This is a genomic window from Photobacterium pectinilyticum, assembly GCF_024357955.1.
Taxonomy (GTDB): domain Bacteria; phylum Pseudomonadota; class Gammaproteobacteria; order Enterobacterales; family Vibrionaceae; genus Photobacterium; species Photobacterium pectinilyticum.
This window is the reverse complement of the sequence record NZ_JANEYT010000050.1, coordinates 17,934-34,172: the sequence shown is the minus strand read 5'-3', so window position 1 is coordinate 34,172 and position 16,239 is coordinate 17,934. Positions and strand designations below refer to the sequence as shown.

Annotated in this window: 32 protein-coding genes; all 32 read left to right on the top strand. The window is 46.7% G+C overall.

What is annotated here, in order from left to right:
* A partial coding sequence (locus NHN17_RS18105; RefSeq protein ID WP_477646136.1) for an EF-Tu C-terminal domain-related protein occupies window positions 1–114 on the top strand: 114 nt, incomplete at its 5' end.
* A 241-nt stretch (window positions 115–355) separates the two neighbouring features.
* A complete protein-coding gene (bfd, locus tag NHN17_RS18100) occupies window positions 356–544 on the top strand; it encodes a bacterioferritin-associated ferredoxin (RefSeq protein WP_255044047.1) in 189 nt (62 codons plus the stop codon).
* An 82-nt stretch (window positions 545–626) separates the two neighbouring features.
* Window positions 627–1,109: a bacterioferritin gene (bfr, locus tag NHN17_RS18095; protein ID WP_255044046.1), complete on the top strand. Its 483-nt coding sequence runs from the start codon at window positions 627–629 to the stop codon at window positions 1,107–1,109.
* A 410-nt stretch (window positions 1,110–1,519) separates the two neighbouring features.
* The gene (gene rpsJ / locus NHN17_RS18090; RefSeq protein WP_107299054.1) at window positions 1,520–1,831 is read left to right on the top strand and encodes a 30S ribosomal protein S10; all 312 of its coding nucleotides are present in this window, start codon (window positions 1,520–1,522) and stop codon (window positions 1,829–1,831) included.
* Window positions 1,832–1,845: 14 nt separating this feature from the next.
* Window positions 1,846–2,475: a 50S ribosomal protein L3 gene (gene rplC / locus NHN17_RS18085; RefSeq protein ID WP_255044045.1), complete on the top strand. Its 630-nt coding sequence runs from the start codon at window positions 1,846–1,848 to the stop codon at window positions 2,473–2,475.
* A gap of 16 nt (window positions 2,476–2,491) precedes the next feature.
* Window positions 2,492–3,094, top strand: a complete 603-nt coding sequence (rplD, locus tag NHN17_RS18080) for a 50S ribosomal protein L4 (protein ID WP_255044044.1) — start codon at window positions 2,492–2,494, stop codon at window positions 3,092–3,094.
* The gene (rplW, locus tag NHN17_RS18075) at window positions 3,091–3,393 is read left to right on the top strand and encodes a 50S ribosomal protein L23 (RefSeq protein ID WP_039465430.1); all 303 of its coding nucleotides are present in this window, start codon (window positions 3,091–3,093) and stop codon (window positions 3,391–3,393) included. Before rplD ends, rplW begins: the two co-directional genes overlap by 4 nt.
* Window positions 3,394–3,411: 18 nt before the next feature.
* Complete coding sequence (gene rplB / locus NHN17_RS18070; RefSeq protein ID WP_255044043.1) at window positions 3,412–4,236, top strand: 50S ribosomal protein L2; 825 nt, start codon at window positions 3,412–3,414, stop codon at window positions 4,234–4,236.
* A gap of 18 nt (window positions 4,237–4,254) precedes the next feature.
* A complete protein-coding gene (rpsS, locus tag NHN17_RS18065; RefSeq protein WP_005302795.1) occupies window positions 4,255–4,533 on the top strand; it encodes a 30S ribosomal protein S19 in 279 nt (92 codons plus the stop codon).
* 10 nt (window positions 4,534–4,543) lie between these two features.
* Window positions 4,544–4,876 carry a 50S ribosomal protein L22 gene (gene rplV / locus NHN17_RS18060; protein ID WP_007469139.1) on the top strand — a complete coding sequence of 111 codons (333 nt, stop codon included), beginning with the start codon at window positions 4,544–4,546 and terminating at the stop codon, window positions 4,874–4,876.
* A gap of 19 nt (window positions 4,877–4,895) precedes the next feature.
* Entirely contained in the window at window positions 4,896–5,585 is a 690-nt protein-coding gene (gene rpsC, locus NHN17_RS18055) for a 30S ribosomal protein S3 (RefSeq protein ID WP_107299058.1), read from the top strand.
* An 11-nt stretch (window positions 5,586–5,596) separates the two neighbouring features.
* The gene (gene rplP / locus NHN17_RS18050; RefSeq protein ID WP_255044042.1) at window positions 5,597–6,007 is read left to right on the top strand and encodes a 50S ribosomal protein L16; all 411 of its coding nucleotides are present in this window, start codon (window positions 5,597–5,599) and stop codon (window positions 6,005–6,007) included.
* Window positions 6,007–6,198, top strand: a complete 192-nt coding sequence (rpmC, locus tag NHN17_RS18045; protein WP_107349860.1) for a 50S ribosomal protein L29 — start codon at window positions 6,007–6,009, stop codon at window positions 6,196–6,198. Before rplP ends, rpmC begins: the two co-directional genes overlap by 1 nt.
* Window positions 6,198–6,452, top strand: a complete 255-nt coding sequence (rpsQ, locus tag NHN17_RS18040; RefSeq protein ID WP_107349861.1) for a 30S ribosomal protein S17 — start codon at window positions 6,198–6,200, stop codon at window positions 6,450–6,452. The genes rpmC and rpsQ overlap by 1 nt, the downstream gene beginning before the upstream one ends.
* A 164-nt stretch (window positions 6,453–6,616) precedes the next feature.
* Entirely contained in the window at window positions 6,617–6,988 is a 372-nt protein-coding gene (gene rplN / locus NHN17_RS18035) for a 50S ribosomal protein L14 (RefSeq protein ID WP_004410450.1), read from the top strand.
* A gap of 12 nt (window positions 6,989–7,000) precedes the next feature.
* The gene (gene rplX / locus NHN17_RS18030) at window positions 7,001–7,312 is read left to right on the top strand and encodes a 50S ribosomal protein L24 (RefSeq protein WP_107349862.1); all 312 of its coding nucleotides are present in this window, start codon (window positions 7,001–7,003) and stop codon (window positions 7,310–7,312) included.
* Window positions 7,313–7,328: 16 nt separating this feature from the next.
* The gene (rplE, locus tag NHN17_RS18025; RefSeq protein WP_255044041.1) at window positions 7,329–7,868 is read left to right on the top strand and encodes a 50S ribosomal protein L5; all 540 of its coding nucleotides are present in this window, start codon (window positions 7,329–7,331) and stop codon (window positions 7,866–7,868) included.
* A gap of 15 nt (window positions 7,869–7,883) precedes the next feature.
* Window positions 7,884–8,189 (top strand): 30S ribosomal protein S14, encoded by a 306-nt coding sequence (gene rpsN, locus NHN17_RS18020; RefSeq protein WP_107299061.1) that lies wholly within the window; start codon window positions 7,884–7,886, stop codon window positions 8,187–8,189.
* A gap of 38 nt (window positions 8,190–8,227) precedes the next feature.
* Window positions 8,228–8,620, top strand: coding sequence for a 30S ribosomal protein S8 (gene rpsH, locus NHN17_RS18015; RefSeq protein WP_255044040.1), 393 nt, complete (start codon window positions 8,228–8,230; stop codon window positions 8,618–8,620).
* Between the two features lie 12 nt (window positions 8,621–8,632).
* The gene (rplF, locus tag NHN17_RS18010; RefSeq protein WP_036816283.1) at window positions 8,633–9,166 is read left to right on the top strand and encodes a 50S ribosomal protein L6; all 534 of its coding nucleotides are present in this window, start codon (window positions 8,633–8,635) and stop codon (window positions 9,164–9,166) included.
* Between the two features lie 9 nt (window positions 9,167–9,175).
* Window positions 9,176–9,529, top strand: coding sequence for a 50S ribosomal protein L18 (gene rplR, locus NHN17_RS18005; RefSeq protein ID WP_107272038.1), 354 nt, complete (start codon window positions 9,176–9,178; stop codon window positions 9,527–9,529).
* A gap of 12 nt (window positions 9,530–9,541) precedes the next feature.
* Window positions 9,542–10,039: a 30S ribosomal protein S5 gene (gene rpsE, locus NHN17_RS18000; RefSeq protein WP_107349865.1), complete on the top strand. Its 498-nt coding sequence runs from the start codon at window positions 9,542–9,544 to the stop codon at window positions 10,037–10,039.
* 5 nt (window positions 10,040–10,044) lie between these two features.
* Window positions 10,045–10,224 carry a 50S ribosomal protein L30 gene (gene rpmD, locus NHN17_RS17995; protein ID WP_107349866.1) on the top strand — a complete coding sequence of 60 codons (180 nt, stop codon included), beginning with the start codon at window positions 10,045–10,047 and terminating at the stop codon, window positions 10,222–10,224.
* 5 nt (window positions 10,225–10,229) lie between these two features.
* The gene (gene rplO, locus NHN17_RS17990; RefSeq protein ID WP_107349867.1) at window positions 10,230–10,664 is read left to right on the top strand and encodes a 50S ribosomal protein L15; all 435 of its coding nucleotides are present in this window, start codon (window positions 10,230–10,232) and stop codon (window positions 10,662–10,664) included.
* Window positions 10,665–10,686: 22 nt separating this feature from the next.
* Complete coding sequence (gene secY / locus NHN17_RS17985) at window positions 10,687–12,012, top strand: preprotein translocase subunit SecY (protein ID WP_255044039.1); 1,326 nt, start codon at window positions 10,687–10,689, stop codon at window positions 12,010–12,012.
* A 23-nt stretch (window positions 12,013–12,035) separates the two neighbouring features.
* Entirely contained in the window at window positions 12,036–12,149 is a 114-nt protein-coding gene (gene rpmJ / locus NHN17_RS17980) for a 50S ribosomal protein L36 (protein WP_000868186.1), read from the top strand.
* A 145-nt stretch (window positions 12,150–12,294) separates the two neighbouring features.
* Window positions 12,295–12,651 carry a 30S ribosomal protein S13 gene (rpsM, locus tag NHN17_RS17975; RefSeq protein ID WP_107349869.1) on the top strand — a complete coding sequence of 119 codons (357 nt, stop codon included), beginning with the start codon at window positions 12,295–12,297 and terminating at the stop codon, window positions 12,649–12,651.
* Window positions 12,652–12,672: 21 nt separating this feature from the next.
* Complete coding sequence (gene rpsK, locus NHN17_RS17970) at window positions 12,673–13,062, top strand: 30S ribosomal protein S11 (RefSeq protein WP_005370963.1); 390 nt, start codon at window positions 12,673–12,675, stop codon at window positions 13,060–13,062.
* Between the two features lie 32 nt (window positions 13,063–13,094).
* Window positions 13,095–13,715: a 30S ribosomal protein S4 gene (gene rpsD / locus NHN17_RS17965; RefSeq protein ID WP_107349870.1), complete on the top strand. Its 621-nt coding sequence runs from the start codon at window positions 13,095–13,097 to the stop codon at window positions 13,713–13,715.
* Window positions 13,716–13,738: 23 nt separating this feature from the next.
* Window positions 13,739–14,728, top strand: coding sequence for a DNA-directed RNA polymerase subunit alpha (locus tag NHN17_RS17960; RefSeq protein WP_255044038.1), 990 nt, complete (start codon window positions 13,739–13,741; stop codon window positions 14,726–14,728).
* A 33-nt stretch (window positions 14,729–14,761) separates the two neighbouring features.
* Entirely contained in the window at window positions 14,762–15,148 is a 387-nt protein-coding gene (gene rplQ / locus NHN17_RS17955) for a 50S ribosomal protein L17 (RefSeq protein WP_107349872.1), read from the top strand.
* Between the two features lie 96 nt (window positions 15,149–15,244).
* Entirely contained in the window at window positions 15,245–16,225 is a 981-nt protein-coding gene (locus NHN17_RS17950; protein WP_255044037.1) for a glycosyltransferase family 4 protein, read from the top strand.
* Window positions 16,226–16,239: the final 14 nt, after the last annotated feature.

The window sequence follows — 16,239 nt, the reverse complement described above, 5'->3', positions numbered from 1 at the left end:
TCTATGACTGTTACTCTAATCGCACCTATCGCGATGGACGAAGGTCTACGTTTTGCTATCCGTGAAGGTGGCCGTACAGTTGGTGCTGGTGTTGTTGCAACTATCGTTGCTTAATAACGCTTAGTACAAACTCTGTACTAAAAAAGGGAGCTTCGGCTCCCTTTTTGTTTTTCTCTCGCATCTAAAATTAAAGCTACTGCCTTGATTGGCTTACTCCTCTGTAGTTATATTTCTTTAAAGAATAAACCTATTATCTTAAACACCAAATTGTTCTAATAAGTAAGATGATTGTAACTGGTAATGCAAACAATTCTTGTTTATATTCTTTCCATTGTATTGCGATGATGGTGAGACGATGTACGTTTGCTTGTGCCACGGAATTTCCGATAAAAAAATCATGAAGCTGGCTGAGCAGCATGGGATCAGCGATATCCGCGGGATCCGCCAAGTTACCCCCCTTGGCTCGCAGTGTGGTAAGTGTATCCGCCAAGCGAAGGAAGTGCTTGAGCAGGTAACTATCATCCAGTACAAAAAAGCCAGTTAATAACGGCTTTATCACATCGTGTCTTTTGACACTCTTCTAATCAGTTCTATGCTTATGTGAACTGACAGAGGAGCGTTTTGCAATGAAAGCTGATCCGAAAATCATCCAACACCTCAACAAAGTCCTCGGCAACGAATTGGTCGCCATTAATCAGTATTTCCTCCATGCCCGAATGTACAAAGACTGGGGCTTGAAACATCTTGCCGATAAGGAATACCACGAGTCGATAGACGAGATGAACCACGCGGATCATTTAATCGAACGTATCTTGTTTCTCGAAGGGTTGCCCAACTTGCAAGATCTCGGCAAGCTCAATATCGGCGAAGATACTCAGGAGATGCTCGAGTGTGACTTGGCATTGGAGATGGCCGCTATTCCAGATCTGCGTGATGCTATTGCTTACTCAGAAGAGGTAAGGGATTATGTATCACGCGACTTGTTCCAAGATATCCTCGAAGATGAAGAGGAACATGTCGACTGGCTCGAAACCCAACTCGGGCTGATAGAAAAAGTCGGGATTGCCAATTACAACCAGGCCCAGATCATCGACGAAGATGAGGGGTAGGGGAACTCCATGCATATTTATGAATCCTTGCTCTTGAGCAGGGATTTTTTATATGTGTAGAGGAGCAAGAGCGGAACTAAAAAGTTAAGCCCATCGCAACAACATCTTAGCCTCATCTTTGTTTAATTTTCCGACAAGGGTTGCGTTCGAAACTGTGATCTGTATAATGCCCTCCACTGCCTGAGGATATAAGTTCTTGTAAGTGCGGTTGTGAACCAATAAGCGTTGAGGAAGAAGCTGCTGAGCGGCTTAGAAATGTATACTCTGACTTATGTTCGCAGTCATTAGATTGACTGACAATGTATCCGATAGGGATACTACGTTCACATAAATCAATCGGCATTCTCTCGTCTATACGAGGTTGAGTGGCGATATTGTTTGTGTAATTTTTATTATTGGAGCTCTGTCTCATGCAGAACCAACGTATTCGTATCCGCCTTAAGGCGTTCGATCACCGCTTGATCGATCAGTCGACTGCGGAAATCGTTGAAACAGCTAAGCGTACTGGCGCGCAGGTTAAGGGTCCAATCCCTCTACCTACTCGCAAAGAGCGCTTCACTGTTCTTGTATCTCCTCACGTTAATAAGGACGCACGTGACCAGTACGAAATTCGTACTCACAAGCGCCTTATCGACATCGTTGAGCCAACAGACAAAACTGTTGACGCTCTTATGCGTCTAGATCTAGCTGCTGGCGTTGATGTCCAGATCAGCCTAGGTTAAGAGGAGATAAGAGAATGATTGGTCTAATCGGTCGTAAAGTGGGCATGACCCGCGTATTTACCGAAGATGGCGTTTCTATCCCAGTAACTGTGGTTGAAGTTGAAGCTAACCGCGTTTCTCAGGTTAAATCTGTAGAAACTGACGGCTACAACGCAATCCAGGTAACTACTGGTTCAAAGAAAGCTAACCGTGTTTCTAAGCCAGAAGCTGGCCACTTTGCGAAAGCAGGTGTTGAAGCAGGTCGCGGTCTTTGGGAATTCCGTCTAGAGAACAACGAAGAGTTCGCTGTTGGCGCTGAGCTAACTGTTGAGCTGTTCAACGAAATTAAAAAAGTAGACGTTACTGGTACATCTAAGGGTAAAGGTTTCCAAGGTGCTGTTAAGCGCTGGAACTTCCGTACTCAAGATATGACTCACGGTAACTCCTTGTCTCACCGCGCTCCGGGTTCAATTGGCCAATGTCAAACTCCAGGTCGCGTATTTAAAGGCAAGAAAATGGCTGGTCACATGGGTGCTGAGCGTGTAACGACTCAAAACCTAGAGATCGTACGTGTTGACGCTGAGCGTAACCTGCTTCTTATTAAAGGTGCAGTACCAGGCTCAACAGGTGGCAACGTGATCGTCAAACCAGCTGTTAAAGCGTAACGTCGAGGAGTTAGTAATGGAATTGGTAGTCAAAGGCGCTGATGCGCTAACTGTCTCCGAAACTACTTTTGGGCGTGACTTCAATGAAGCGCTTGTACACCAAGTAGTTGTTGCTTTTGCAGCAGGTGCTCGTCAAGGTACTCGTGCTCAGAAGACTCGTTCTGACGTTTCTGGTGGTGGTGCTAAACCATGGCGCCAGAAAGGTACAGGTCGCGCTCGTGCAGGTACAATCCGTAGCCCGCTATGGCGTACCGGTGGTGTAACTTTCGCTGCTCGTCCACAGGACCACAGCCAGAAAGTTAACAAGAAAATGTACCGCGGTGCTATGAAGAGCATTCTTTCTGAGCTAGTTCGTCAAGAGCGTCTAATCGTTGTTGATGAGTTCTCTGTAGAAGCACCTAAAACTAAAGCGCTAGTAGCTAAGCTTTCTGAGCTTGAGCTAACTGATGCGCTGATCGTAACTGGCGAACTAGATGAGAATCTATTCCTAGCTGCACGTAACCTATACAAAGTAGACGTACGTGACGCGAAGGCAATTGACCCAGTTAGCTTGATCGCTTTCGATAAAGTTGTGATGACTGCAGCAGCAGTTAAAGCAGTTGAGGAGATGCTAGCATGATCACTGAAGAGCGTATTTTAAAAGTTCTACGTGCTCCGCACATTTCTGAAAAAGCAACTATGGCTGCTGAAAACGGTAACACTATCGTATTCAAAGTAGCTAAAGATGCAACAAAGAAAGAGATCAAAGCAGCAGTTGAAAAACTGTTCGAGGTTGAAGTTAAGTCTGTAAATACTCTTATCACTAAGGGTAAGACCAAGCGTCAAGGTATGCGTCAAGGCCGTCGTTCAGACGTTAAGAAAGCCTACGTTATCCTGAAAGAAGGTCAAGACATCGACTTCGCTGGCAGTGCAGAGTAAGGCTAGGAGCAAAGAAGAATGGCTATTGTAAAATGTAAGCCGACTTCCCCAGGTCGTCGCCACGTAGTTAAAGTGGTTAACTCTGACCTGCATAAGGGTAAGCCGTACGCACCACTACTAGAGAAAAAATCTAAGTCAGGTGGTCGTAACAACAACGGTCGTATTACAGTACGTCACATCGGTGGTGGTAACAAAAATGCTTACCGTATCATCGATTTTAAACGTACTAAAGACGGTATCCCAGCGAAAGTTGAGCGTCTAGAATACGATCCAAACCGTAGCGCAAACATTGCTCTAGTTCTGTACGCAGACGGTGAGCGCCGCTACATTATCGCACCTAAAGGTATTCAGGCAGGTGACACTATCCAGTCTGGCGCAGATGCTGCTATCAAAGTTGGTAACACACTACCAATGCGCAACATCCCTGTAGGTTCAACAGTACACTGTGTTGAGCTTAAGCCTGGTAAAGGTGCTCAGCTGGCTCGTTCAGCTGGTGCATACGCTCAGATCATTGCACGTGCAGGCACTTATGTGACTCTACGTCTACGTTCTGGTGAAATGCGTAAAGTTCTTTCTGAAGGTCGTGCGACCCTAGGTGAAGTTGGTAATGCAGAACACATGCTACGTGAGCTAGGTAAAGCTGGTGCTTCACGTTGGCGCGGTGTTCGTCCAACTGTACGTGGTGTTGTAATGAACCCAGTTGACCACCCACACGGTGGTGGTGAAGGCCGTACTTCTGGTGGCCGTCACCCTGTTACACCTTGGGGTGTTCCAACTAAGGGTTACAAGACTCGTAAGAACAAGCGTACCGACAAGTACATCGTACGTCGTCGTAACAAGTAATTTTAAAGAGGATACGCCATGCCACGTTCTCTCAAGAAAGGTCCATTTATTGACCTACACTTGCTGAAGAAGGTAGAGAAAGCGTTGGAAAGCGGTGACAAGAAGCCTGTAAAGACTTGGTCCCGTCGCTCAATGATCATCCCTCAGATGATCGGTTTGACCATCGCTGTCCATAATGGTCGTCAGCACGTTCCTGTTTTCGTTTCTGAAGAAATGATCGGTCACAAGCTAGGCGAATTTGCACCAACACGCACTTACCGCGGCCATGCTGCGGATAAGAAAGCTAAGAAGCGCTAAGGAGTAAGTAATGGAAGCTATCGCTAAACATCGCTTTGCTCGCATTTCGCCGCAGAAAGCTCGTTTGGTTGCAGATCAACTGCGCGGTAAGCCAGTTGCTCAAGCTCTAGAAATTCTTCAGTTCAGCAACAAAAAAGCTGCTGATCTAATCAAGAAAGTTCTAGAGTCAGCTATCGCTAACGCAGAACACAACGAAGGCGCAGATATTGATGATCTATCAGTAGCTAAAATCTTCGTTGACGAAGGTCCTACCATGAAGCGTATTATGCCTCGTGCTAAAGGCCGTGCCGATCGCATCTTGAAGCGTTCTAGCCACATCACTGTTGTTGTAGCAGACCGCTAAGAGACTAGGAGAGAAAGCAATGGGTCAAAAAGTACATCCTAATGGTATTCGTCTTGGCATCGTTAAGCCATGGAATACCACTTGGTTTGCTAACAGCCAAGAGTTCGCTGACAACCTAGACGGCGACTTCAAGGTACGTCAGTTCCTTACTAAGGAACTAGCAAAAGCGTCTCTTTCACGTATCGTTATCGAGCGTCCTGCTAAGAGCATCCGTGTGACTATTCACACTGCTCGTCCAGGCGTTGTTATCGGTAAGAAAGGCGAAGACGTTGAGAAACTACGTGCTCGCGTTTCAAAGATCGCTGGTGTTCCAGCACAGATCAACATCGCGGAAGTACGTAAGCCTGAGCTAGACGGCAAACTAGTAGCAGACAGCATTTCGTCTCAGCTAGAGCGTCGCGTTATGTTCCGTCGCGCTATGAAGCGTGCAGTTCAGAACGCTATGCGCCTTGGCGCTAAAGGTATCAAAGTAGAAGTAAGCGGTCGTCTAGGCGGCGCTGAAATCGCACGTTCTGAGTGGTACCGTGAAGGTCGTGTACCTCTACACACTCTTCGTGCTGACATTGATTACGCAACTTCTTCGGCTCACACCCAATACGGTGTAATTGGCGTTAAAGTTTGGATCTTCAAAGGTGAAGTTCTAGGCGGCATGCCAGTAGAAGAGCCAAAGGCTGACAAGCCTAAGAAGCAGCGCAAAGGCCGTAAATAAGGAGTTTATAGATGCTGCAACCTAAACGCACTAAATTCCGCAAGACCTTTAAAGGTCGTAACCGCGGTCTAGCGAACGGCACTGACGTAAGCTTCGGTACATTTGGTCTTAAAGCAGTCGGCCGTGGCCGAATCACTGCTCGCCAGATCGAAGCAGCGCGTCGTGCGATGACTCGTCACATCAAACGTCAGGGTCAAATCTGGATTCGTATCTTCCCAGACAAACCAATTACATCTAAGCCTCTTGAAGTTCGTCAAGGTAAAGGTAAGGGTAACGTTGAGTACTGGGTAGCACAAATCCAACCTGGTAAAGTTCTGTATGAGATGGATGGTGTTTCTGAAGAGCTAGCACGTGAAGCATTTAAACTTGCTGCACGTAAGCTACCTATCAAGACAACATTCGTAACTAAGGCGGTGATGTGATGAACGCACAAGATCTGCGCGCTAAAAGCGTTGAAGAGCTGAATGCTGAGCTTGTGAACCTACTGCGTGAGCAGTTCAACCTGCGTATGCAGGCTGCAACTGGTCAACTGCAGCAGACTCACACTCTTAAATCAGTACGTCGCGATATCGCACGTGTTAAAACCGTTCTGACTGAGAAGGCTGGCGCATAATGAGCGATCAAATTCGTACTCAGCTTGGTCGTGTTGTTAGCGACAAAGGCGATAAGTCTATTGTTGTTGCAATCGAGCGTAAAGTGAAGCACCCGATCTACGGTAAGTACATCACTCGCACGACTAAACTTCACGCACATGACGAAAACAACGAATGTCGCCAAGGCGATACTGTTGAAGTTCGTGAGTGCCGTCCACTGTCTAAGACTAAGTCTTGGACACTGGTACGCGTAGTTGAAAAAGCTCGCATCTAAGCGAACTTAACTACGATTTAACATAACGGCCCCGAAAAAATTTTGGGGCCGTTCATTTTTTGTCTACCCATCGTCCGAAAATGGTGTTATTATTCGCCGCCTTTGAAGAAAAGGCAAATCGGCTCGTGATGGGTCAAGATGTTTAAAATTAGCGGAGCACTAACATGATCCAAATGCAAAGTATGCTTGATGCAGCCGATAACTCCGGCGCTCGTAGCGTAATGTGTATTAAGGTTCTGGGTGGTTCACACCGTCGCTATGCACATATCGGTGATGTCATCAAGGTTACTGTTAAGGAAGCAATTCCTCGCGGTAAAGTTAAGAAAGGTGACGTTCTGAAAGCGGTGGTTGTGCGCACTCGTAAAGGCGTACGTCGTCCAGATGGCTCTGTCATTCGCTTTGACCGTAATGCTTGCGTATTGTTGAACGACAACACTGAGCAACCTATCGGTACTCGTATTTTCGGCCCAGTGACTCGTGAGCTTCGTGGCGATAAGTTCATGAAGATCGTTTCACTTGCGCCTGAAGTATTGTAAGGAGTAACGCAAATGGCAGCTAAAATCCGTCGTAACGACGAAGTTATCGTTCTTACTGGTAAAGATAAAGGTAAGAAAGGTAAAGTATCCAAGGTTCTAGCAACCGGTAAAGTAATCGTTGAAGGTATCAACCTTGTTAAGAAGCACCAGAAGCCGGTACCGGCTATGGGTGTACAAGGTGGCATCGTTGAACAAGAAGCTGCAATTGACGCTTCTAACGTTGCAATCGTTAACGGTGAAGGTAACGCGGACCGTGTAGGCTTCCGATTCGAAGACGGCAAAAAAGTTCGTTTCTTCAAATCGACTGGCGAAACTATCAAGTAATTTTTGGAGTAGTACAATGGCGAAACTGCATGATTACTACAAAGAGACTCTAGTTAAAGAACTTGCTGACAAGTTTGAATACAAGAGTATCATGCAAGTCCCAAGGATCGAAAAGATCACACTTAACATGGGTGTGGGCGATGCGATCAACGACAAGAAGCTTCTAGAGAATGCTGCTGCTGACATGACTGCTATTGCAGGTCAGAAGCCGCTAATCACTGTAGCTCGTAAGTCTGTTGCTGGCTTTAAGATCCGTGAGGGCTACCCTATCGGCTGTAAAGTAACTCTACGTGGCGAACGCATGTGGGACTTCTTTGAGCGTCTAATTTCAATTGCTGTACCTCGTATTCGTGATTTCCGTGGTCTAAACCCGAAATCATTCGATGGTCGTGGTAACTACAGCATGGGCGTTCGTGAGCAGATCATCTTCCCAGAAATCGATTACGATAAAGTAGATCGTGTACGTGGTCTTGATATCACTATCACAACTTCTGCTAAATCTGACGAAGAAGCTCATGCTCTACTGTCTGCTTTTAACTTCCCATTCCGTAAGTAAAAGTAAGGGTTACTAATGGCTAAAGAATCAATGAAGGCACGCGAAGCTAAACGTGCCAAGCTAGCAGTAAAGTTCGCTGAAAAGCGTGCGGCACTAAAAGCTCTAATTAGCGACGTGAATGCGTCTGAAGAAGATCGCTGGAATGCAGTGCTTAAACTTCAGTCACTACCACGTGATTCTGCGAAGTCTCGTCAGCGTAACCGCTGTAACCAGACTGGACGTCCACACGGCTACCTACGTAAGTTTGGTCTTAGCCGTATCAAGGTTCGTGAAGCTTGCATGAAAGGCGAGATTCCGGGTCTGCGTAAGGCTAGCTGGTAATCCCAGTTATCCCATTTAGAATCACGGAGTATTGACTTATGAGCATGCAAGATCCGATCTCGGATATGCTGACCCGTCTTCGTAACGGTCAGGCAGCGAAAAAAGTTGCTGTTAAAATGCCATCTTCAAAAATGAAAGTTGCTATCGCATCTCTTCTTAAAGAAGAAGGTTTTGTGGCTGACTACACTGTAACTGGTGAAGTTAAGCCTGAGCTAGAAGTTACTCTTAAGTACTTCGAAGCTACCCCAGTTATCGAGCAAATCCAACGTGTATCACGTCCTGGTCTGCGCATCTACAAGAAAAAAGATGCTCTTCCATCAGTGATGGGTGGCCTTGGTATTGCTGTTGTATCCACTTCCAAGGGTCTTATGACCGACCGCGCTGCTCGCAAAGCGGGTCTTGGCGGTGAGATTATCTGCTACGTAGCATAATAGGAGTAGGAAATGTCTCGTGTTGCAAAAGCACCAGTAGTTATTCCTGCCGGCGTAGAAGTTAAACTCAACGGTCAGGAAATCACTGTTAAAGGTGGTAAAGGCGAACTAGTTCGCGTTATCAACGAAGCAGTTGTATTGTCCCAGGAAGAGAACACCATCACTTTCGGTCCTCGTGAAGGATTCGACAAGGCTTGGGCACAAGCAGGTACTGCACGTGCACTAGTTAACAACATGGTTGTTGGTGTTACTGAAGGCTATACTAAGAAGCTTACTTTGAAGGGTGTAGGTTACCGTGCTGCCATTAAAGGCAACTCTGTAGCACTAACTCTAGGCTTCTCTCACCCAGTTGAGCACGAATTGCCAGCAGGTATCAAAGCTGAGTGTCCATCACAAACTGAAATCGTACTAACTGGTACTGATAAGCAGGTTGTTGGTCAAGTAGCGGCTGATATTCGCGCTTACCGTAGCCCTGAGCCTTACAAAGGCAAAGGTGTTCGTTACGCCGATGAAATCGTGCGTACTAAAGAAGCTAAGAAGAAGTAAGGTAACACTATGGATAAGAAAGCATCTCGTATCCGTCGTGCGACCCGAGCACGTCGTAAGATTGCTGAACTGGGCGCAACTCGCCTAGTTGTACACCGTACTCCACGTCACGTGTACGCTCAGGTAATCGCACCAAATGGCTCTGAGGTAATCGCTGCCGCTTCTACCGTAGAAAAGGCGATTCGCGAACAGGTTAAGAGTACTGGTAACAAAGACGCTGCTGCAGCTGTAGGTAAAGCTATTGCTGAGCGCGCGATTGAAAAAGGCATCTCAACAGTTGCATTCGATCGTTCTGGTTTCCAATACCACGGCCGTGTAGCTGCTCTAGCAGAAGCTGCTCGTGAAGCTGGTCTGAAATTCTAAGGTAGGCGGAAGATGGCTAACGAAAAAACACAATCAGATTTGAATGAAAAGCTGATCGCTGTTAACCGTGTATCTAAGACGGTTAAAGGCGGACGCATTTTCAGCTTTACTGCACTAACAGTAGTTGGTGACGGTAACGGTCGCATCGGTTTTGGTTACGGTAAGGCACGTGAAGTTCCTGCTGCAATCCAGAAAGCGATGGAAAAAGCACGTCGTAACATGGTTACAGTTGCACTAAACGACGGTACTCTACACCACGCTGTTAAAGGTCGCCACACTGGTTCTAAAGTGTACATGCAGCCTGCATCAGAAGGTACTGGTATTATCGCCGGTGGTGCAATGCGTGCAGTGCTAGAAGTTGCGGGTATCCGTAACGTACTAGCTAAAGCATACGGTTCTACTAACCCAATCAACGTTGTTCGCGCAACAATTGACGGTCTAAGTGGAATGAACTCTCCAGAAATGATCGCTGCTAAGCGTGGTCTTTCTGTTAAAGAAATTCTGGAGTAATCGACATGGCTAAAACTATTAAAGTAACCCAAACAAAGAGCTCTATCGGTCGTTTGCCGAAGCACAAAGCATCTTTGCGTGGCCTAGGCCTTCGTCGCATCAACCACACTGTAGAACTTGAAGACACACCGTGCGTACGCGGTATGATCAACAAAGTTTTCTACATGGTTAAAGTTGAGGAGTAATCAGTATGCGTTTGAATACTCTATCTCCGGCTGCTGGTTCTAAGCCTTCTGCGAAGCGCGTAGGCCGTGGTATCGGTTCAGGTCTGGGTAAAACTTGTGGCCGTGGTCACAAAGGTCAGAAATCACGTTCAGGTGGTTCTGTACGTCCAGGCTTCGAAGGCGGTCAAATGCCTTTGAAACAGCGTCTACCAAAATTCGGTTTTACTTCTCGCAAGAGCCTTGTAACAGCTGAAGTTCGTCTAGGTGAACTAGCGAAAGTTGAAGGTGACGTAGTAAGTCTTGAAACTCTTAAGGCTGCGAACCTAATCACTAAGAACATTGAGTTCGTGAAAGTTGTACTTTCTGGTGAGATTGCTCGCACTGTAACAGTTAAAGGCCTACGCGTGACTAAAGGCGCTAAAGCTGCTATCGAAGCTGCAGGCGGTAAAATCGAGGAATAATTAACTCGAGGATGAGGTACAGATGGCTAAACAACCAGGACAAGATTTTCGTAGCGCCCAAGGTGGCCTAGCAGAGCTTAAGGTTCGCCTATTATTCGTTTTAGGTGCTATCTTAATTTTCCGAGCAGGCTCTTTTGTGCCTATTCCTGGTATTGACGCTGCTGTACTTGCCGATCTGTTCGAACAGCAAAAGGGTACCGTCATTGAACTGTTTAACATGTTCTCTGGCGGTGCACTTGAGCGTGCTTCCATCTTAGCACTGGGTATCATGCCGTATATCTCGGCATCGATCATTATCCAGCTGCTGACGGTTGTTCACCCGGCATTAGCCGAGTTGAAGAAGGAAGGGGAGTCTGGTCGTCGCAAGATTAGCCAGTACACCCGTTACGGCACGCTTGTTTTGGCAACCTTCCAAGCAATTGGTATTGCAACGGGGTTACCAAGTATGATTCCGGGTCTGGTTATTAACCCTGGCCTTGGATTCTACTTTGTTGCGGTCGTCAGTTTGGTTACCGGTACCATGTTCTTGATGTGGTTGGGTGAACAGATTACGGAGCGTGGCATAGGTAACGGTATATCTGTGATTATTTTCACCGGTATCGTTGCAGGTTTGCCGCCAGCTATTGGACAGACAGTGGAGCAAGCGCGTCAAGGTGAATTGCACGTACTTCTTCTACTATTGATTGCAGTGATTTCTTTCGCTGTCATTTACTTTGTAGTGTTCATGGAACGTGGTCAGCGTCGTATCGTCGTTAACTACGCTAAACGTCAGCAAGGCCGTCGTGTTTTTGCTGCGCAGAGCACTCACCTGCCGTTGAAAATAAACATGGCAGGGGTAATTCCAGCGATTTTTGCATCAAGCATTATTCTGTTCCCGGGCACACTGGCTCAGTGGTTCGGTCAGAATGAAAACCTAGGTTGGCTAAGTGATATTTCACTGGCACTAAGCCCAGGTCAGCCACTTTATGTGATGCTTTATGCTGCTGCGATTATTTTCTTCTGTTTCTTCTATACCGCGTTGGTGTTTAACCCTCGCGAGACAGCTGATAACTTGAAGAAGTCTGGTGCATTCGTACCTGGTATTCGCCCGGGAGAGCAGACCGCGAAATATATAGATAAAGTGATGACACGCCTGACATTGGCTGGCGCGTTATATATCACCTTTATCTGTCTGATCCCCGAGTTTATGATGATTGCATGGAACGTCCGCTTCTATTTTGGCGGTACTTCACTACTGATCGTAGTTGTAGTTATCATGGACTTCATGGCTCAAGTTCAGACACATTTGATGTCTCAACAATATGAGTCTGTTTTGAAAAAGGCTAATCTTAAGGGCTCAGGCCGTTAAGATCCTAATTACGGAGTTTAGCAATGAAAGTTCGTGCTTCCGTTAAGAAAATCTGCCGTAACTGTAAAGTTATCAAGCGCAACGGTGTTGTGCGTGTGATTTGCAGTGAGCCAAAGCATAAACAACGCCAAGGCTAATTAGCAGAAATATTTCTTGCAAATTGAAGGTAGGTTGGCTAAATTAGCCAACCAATCTTTTGTGTGTGCAAAAGAATTGTTCCACCGCTGCGTATCCTAGACGGGCTTTGCAGCGGTTATTCTTGAAAAGTACTAGGAGTGAATAGTGGCCCGTATTGCAGGCATTAACATTCCTGATCAAAAACATTCTGTAATCGCTCTTACAGCGATCTACGGCATTGGTAAAACTCGCTCTCAAGCTATTCTAGCTGAAGTGGGTATTGCTGAAGATGTTAAGATCAGTGAACTAACTGAAGAGCAGATCGATCTACTGCGTGATGGTGTAGCTAAGTACACTGTAGAAGGTGATCTACGTCGTGAAGTTTCCATGAACATCAAGCGTCTTATGGACCTTGGTTGTTACCGTGGTCTTCGTCATCGTCGCAGTCTACCACTACGTGGACAGCGTACTAAAACCAACGCTCGTACCCGTAAGGGTCCGCGCAAGCCGATCAAAAAATAATCGGGTAAGGTAGAGAGTACAATGGCTAAACAACCAACTCGCGCGCGTAAGCGCGTACGCAAGCAAGTAGCAGATGGCGTTGCGCACATCCATGCTTCTTTCAATAACACAATCGTAACCATTACTGACCGTCAGGGTAACGCTCTATCTTGGGCAACTGCAGGTGGTTCAGGTTTCCGTGGTTCTCGTAAATCTACTCCGTTCGCTGCACAGGTTGCTGCTGAGCGTTGTGGTGAAATGGCCAAAGAATATGGCGTTAAGAACCTAGAAGTTATGGTTAAGGGCCCAGGTCCTGGTCGTGAGTCAACTATCCGCGCTCTAAACGCAGCGGGTTTCCGTATCACTAACATTGTTGATGCGACTCCGATCCCTCATAACGGTTGTCGTCCACCTAAGAAACGTCGCGTATAACGTTTCGTTTTTAGGAAAACTGGAGAAAGAACATGGCAAGATATTTGGGTCCTAAGCTGAAGCTTAGCCGTCGCGAAGGCACAGACTTATTCCTTAAGTCTGGTGTACGCGCGATTGATACCAAGTGTAAAATCGACAATGCACCTGGTGTGCATGGTGCTCGTCGCGGTCGTCTATCAGACTACGGCGTACAGCTTCGCGAGAAACAAAAAGTTCGTCGTACTTACGGCGTACTAGAAAAGCAATTCCGTAACTACTACAAAGAAGCAGCTCGCATTAAGGGCAACACAGGTGAAAACCTGCTTCAGCTTCTTGAAGGTCGTCTAGATAACGTAGTTTACCGCATGGGTTTCGGTGCAACACGCGCTGAATCACGTCAGCTGGTAAGCCACAAAGCGATCCTAGTTAACGGTCAAGTCGTAAACGTTCCTTCTTTCAAGGTAGCGGCAAACGACGTTGTTAGCATTCGCGAGAAAGCTAAGAACCAAGCACGCATCAAAGCAGCTCTAGAAGTTGCTACTCAGCGTGAACTACCGACTTGGGTCGAAGTAGACAGCAGCAAGCTAGAAGGTACTTTCAAGCGCCTTCCAGAACGTTCTGATTTGTCTGCCGACATCAACGAACACCTGATCGTCGAGCTTTACTCTAAGTAAGGCTATAGTTAAGAGAGGACACAATGCAGGGTTCTGTAACAGAATTTCTTAAGCCACGTCTTGTTGATATTGAACAAGTTAACACGACGCATGCAAAAGTAACTCTTGAGCCGCTTGAGCGTGGTTTCGGCCACACTCTTGGTAACGCTCTACGTCGCATTCTTCTATCTTCAATGCCGGGTTGTGCCGTAACTGAAGTAGAAATCGACGGTGTGTTACACGAGTACAGCACCAAAGAAGGAGTACAGGAAGACATTCTTGAGATCCTTCTAAACCTTAAAGGTCTAGCCGTTAAGGTTGAGGGTAAAGACGAAGTTATCCTTACTCTGACTAAATCTGGTGCAGGCCCTGTTGTTGCAGGTGACATCACCCACGACGGTGATGTTGAGATTGCGAACCCAGAGCACGTAATCTGCCATTTAACTGATGATCATGCTGATATCAGCATGCGCATCAAGGTAGAGCGTGGTCGTGGCTATGTACCAGCGTCTGCTCGTATTCACACTGAAGAAGATGAGCGCCCAATTGGTCGTCTGCTAGTTGATGCAACTTTCAGCCCAGTTGACCGTATCGCATACGCCGTTGAGGCAGCACGTGTAGAACAACGTACTGACCTTGATAAGCTAGTTATCGATATGGAGACAAATGGTACACTTGATCCTGAGGAAGCTATCCGTCGTGCAGCTACTATCCTAGCTGAGCAACTGGATGCATTCGTAGATCTTCGTGATGTACGTGTTCCTGAAGAGAAAGAAGAGAAGCCGGAGTTCGATCCGATCCTACTGCGTCCTGTAGACGATCTTGAACTAACTGTTCGCTCTGCTAACTGTCTAAAAGCAGAAGCGATCCACTACATCGGTGATCTCGTTCAGCGTACTGAGGTAGAGCTTCTTAAGACTCCAAACCTTGGTAAGAAGTCTTTGACAGAAATCAAAGACGTGCTGGCATCACGTGGTCTTTCTCTAGGCATGCGCTTAGAAAACTGGCCGCCAGCATCAATTGCTGAAGATTAATAGTTACTGATATCTAGTTAGAAGGATTAGGTCATGCGCCATCGTAAGAGTGGTCGTCAACTCAACCGCAACAGCAGCCATCGCAAAGCGATGTTCAGCAACATGGCTGGCTCTCTGGTACGTCACGAGCTTATCAAGACTACCGTGCCTAAGGCAAAAGAGCTGCGTCGCGTAATTGAGCCATTGATTACCCTAGCTAAGACCGACAGTGTTGCTAACCGTCGTCTTGCATTCGCACGTACTCGTGATAACGAAGTTGTTGCGAAACTATTTAACGAACTGGGCCCACGTTTTGCTCAGCGTCCAGGCGGTTACACTCGCATTATGAAATGCGGTTTCCGTGCTGGCGATAAAGCCCCTATGGCTTATATCGAGCTAGTAGATCGTCCTGAAGCTCAGGAAGAAGCTGCTGCTGAATAAGCAATAGCGCGTTAAATAAGAAGAGGCCGAGTCTTAGACTCGGCTTTTTTTTTGCATAGTTTTTCTTGTTGTCCCTAAAAACAAGGAAGCGAATGTATGATTTACCTGTTTGTCGACAGCTCCGGCTTTGGTGGCATTGAAAGTCATATCCAGCAATTGGCCGTGTTGCTTCAATCGAAACAGACCGATGTTGAGGTTGTTTTTCTTCAGCGGTACACAGAGCACCCACAATACAATCAACTCAATATTCGGCATATACCCTACCGCTTCCTCTCCGATTCATCCGTTATTGGCTTTTTTCGTCATTTAAAGGCCTGTGATGTTATTCATGCCCACGGCTATAAAGCCTCGATCATTTCGCGCATATGTTCATTGTTATCTTCTTTTCATCTCGTGACGACCTTTCATGCCGGAGAATCGGTATCGGGCAAACTGGCCTGCTATGAGTGGCTCAATCGTTATACTGCCTGTCTTTCCTATAACCTTGCTGTTAGCGATAAAATCAGGCAACAACAGCCATTTCGTTGCGAATTAGTACGCAATTTTGTTCGTTGCAAAAAGGAAATGATAAAGCGAGAACGCCATACAACTCTGCAAGTGGGGTTTGTCGGGCGACTTAGCCATGAAAAAGCGATCGATCGTTTTGTTTCACTCAGCCAGCAATTGCCGGATAGTGAATGTCATGTTTTCGGGGATGGCGAACAAGCCCATTTGTTGGACGGTGAGGCACTGACGTGGCATGGCTCCGTATCCTCAATGACTCCTTATTGGCAGACGCTGGATGTGCTGCTTATTCCATCGCGTGCCGAAGGCATGCCGATGGCCGCCCTTGAGGCCATGTCGCATGGTGTAGTGGTGTTATCGACAGATGTCGGTGAGATGCCATCATTGCTCGATGAGAGGTGTTTAACCGCAGAAAGCGACTGGCCGTTACTCAGTCAGATGGTTATTGAACTCGATCGTGCCGGTAACGACCAATGGCTGCAGTTATCACAGCGTCAACAGCAATGGGTAAAAAAGCACTTCAGTGGTGAGGCATGTTGGCAGCAACTGGCTCAGATCTATCGCTTAGCCTAATAATCCCCATAACA

What these genes read in the sequence shown, in the direction of transcription:
- rplQ (WP_107349872.1), top strand. Translation starts at nt 14,762, where the DNA reads ATGCGCCATCGTAAGAGTGGTCGTCAACTCAACCGCAACAGCAGCCAT.
- rplD (WP_255044044.1), top strand. Translation starts at nt 2,492, where the DNA reads ATGGAATTGGTAGTCAAAGGCGCTGATGCGCTAACTGTCTCCGAAACT.
- rpsK (WP_005370963.1), top strand. Translation starts at nt 12,673, where the DNA reads ATGGCTAAACAACCAACTCGCGCGCGTAAGCGCGTACGCAAGCAAGTA.
- rplV (WP_007469139.1), top strand. Translation starts at nt 4,544, where the DNA reads ATGGAAGCTATCGCTAAACATCGCTTTGCTCGCATTTCGCCGCAGAAA.
- rpsJ (WP_107299054.1), top strand. Translation starts at nt 1,520, where the DNA reads ATGCAGAACCAACGTATTCGTATCCGCCTTAAGGCGTTCGATCACCGC.
- bfr (WP_255044046.1), top strand. Translation starts at nt 627, where the DNA reads ATGAAAGCTGATCCGAAAATCATCCAACACCTCAACAAAGTCCTCGGC.
- rpmJ (WP_000868186.1), top strand. Translation starts at nt 12,036, where the DNA reads ATGAAAGTTCGTGCTTCCGTTAAGAAAATCTGCCGTAACTGTAAAGTT.
- rplX (WP_107349862.1), top strand. Translation starts at nt 7,001, where the DNA reads ATGGCAGCTAAAATCCGTCGTAACGACGAAGTTATCGTTCTTACTGGT.
- rpsS (WP_005302795.1), top strand. Translation starts at nt 4,255, where the DNA reads ATGCCACGTTCTCTCAAGAAAGGTCCATTTATTGACCTACACTTGCTG.
- rplF (WP_036816283.1), top strand. Translation starts at nt 8,633, where the DNA reads ATGTCTCGTGTTGCAAAAGCACCAGTAGTTATTCCTGCCGGCGTAGAA.
- rpmC (WP_107349860.1), top strand. Translation starts at nt 6,007, where the DNA reads ATGAACGCACAAGATCTGCGCGCTAAAAGCGTTGAAGAGCTGAATGCT.
- NHN17_RS17950 (WP_255044037.1), top strand. Translation starts at nt 15,245, where the DNA reads ATGATTTACCTGTTTGTCGACAGCTCCGGCTTTGGTGGCATTGAAAGT.
- rplO (WP_107349867.1), top strand. Translation starts at nt 10,230, where the DNA reads ATGCGTTTGAATACTCTATCTCCGGCTGCTGGTTCTAAGCCTTCTGCG.
- bfd (WP_255044047.1), top strand. Translation starts at nt 356, where the DNA reads ATGTACGTTTGCTTGTGCCACGGAATTTCCGATAAAAAAATCATGAAG.
- rplW (WP_039465430.1), top strand. Translation starts at nt 3,091, where the DNA reads ATGATCACTGAAGAGCGTATTTTAAAAGTTCTACGTGCTCCGCACATT.
- rpmD (WP_107349866.1), top strand. Translation starts at nt 10,045, where the DNA reads ATGGCTAAAACTATTAAAGTAACCCAAACAAAGAGCTCTATCGGTCGT.
- rpsN (WP_107299061.1), top strand. Translation starts at nt 7,884, where the DNA reads ATGGCTAAAGAATCAATGAAGGCACGCGAAGCTAAACGTGCCAAGCTA.
- rpsD (WP_107349870.1), top strand. Translation starts at nt 13,095, where the DNA reads ATGGCAAGATATTTGGGTCCTAAGCTGAAGCTTAGCCGTCGCGAAGGC.
- rplR (WP_107272038.1), top strand. Translation starts at nt 9,176, where the DNA reads ATGGATAAGAAAGCATCTCGTATCCGTCGTGCGACCCGAGCACGTCGT.
- rplB (WP_255044043.1), top strand. Translation starts at nt 3,412, where the DNA reads ATGGCTATTGTAAAATGTAAGCCGACTTCCCCAGGTCGTCGCCACGTA.
- rpsC (WP_107299058.1), top strand. Translation starts at nt 4,896, where the DNA reads ATGGGTCAAAAAGTACATCCTAATGGTATTCGTCTTGGCATCGTTAAG.
- rplC (WP_255044045.1), top strand. Translation starts at nt 1,846, where the DNA reads ATGATTGGTCTAATCGGTCGTAAAGTGGGCATGACCCGCGTATTTACC.
- NHN17_RS17960 (WP_255044038.1), top strand. Translation starts at nt 13,739, where the DNA reads ATGCAGGGTTCTGTAACAGAATTTCTTAAGCCACGTCTTGTTGATATT.
- rpsE (WP_107349865.1), top strand. Translation starts at nt 9,542, where the DNA reads ATGGCTAACGAAAAAACACAATCAGATTTGAATGAAAAGCTGATCGCT.
- rpsH (WP_255044040.1), top strand. Translation starts at nt 8,228, where the DNA reads ATGAGCATGCAAGATCCGATCTCGGATATGCTGACCCGTCTTCGTAAC.
- secY (WP_255044039.1), top strand. Translation starts at nt 10,687, where the DNA reads ATGGCTAAACAACCAGGACAAGATTTTCGTAGCGCCCAAGGTGGCCTA.
- rplN (WP_004410450.1), top strand. Translation starts at nt 6,617, where the DNA reads ATGATCCAAATGCAAAGTATGCTTGATGCAGCCGATAACTCCGGCGCT.
- rpsQ (WP_107349861.1), top strand. Translation starts at nt 6,198, where the DNA reads ATGAGCGATCAAATTCGTACTCAGCTTGGTCGTGTTGTTAGCGACAAA.
- rplP (WP_255044042.1), top strand. Translation starts at nt 5,597, where the DNA reads ATGCTGCAACCTAAACGCACTAAATTCCGCAAGACCTTTAAAGGTCGT.
- rplE (WP_255044041.1), top strand. Translation starts at nt 7,329, where the DNA reads ATGGCGAAACTGCATGATTACTACAAAGAGACTCTAGTTAAAGAACTT.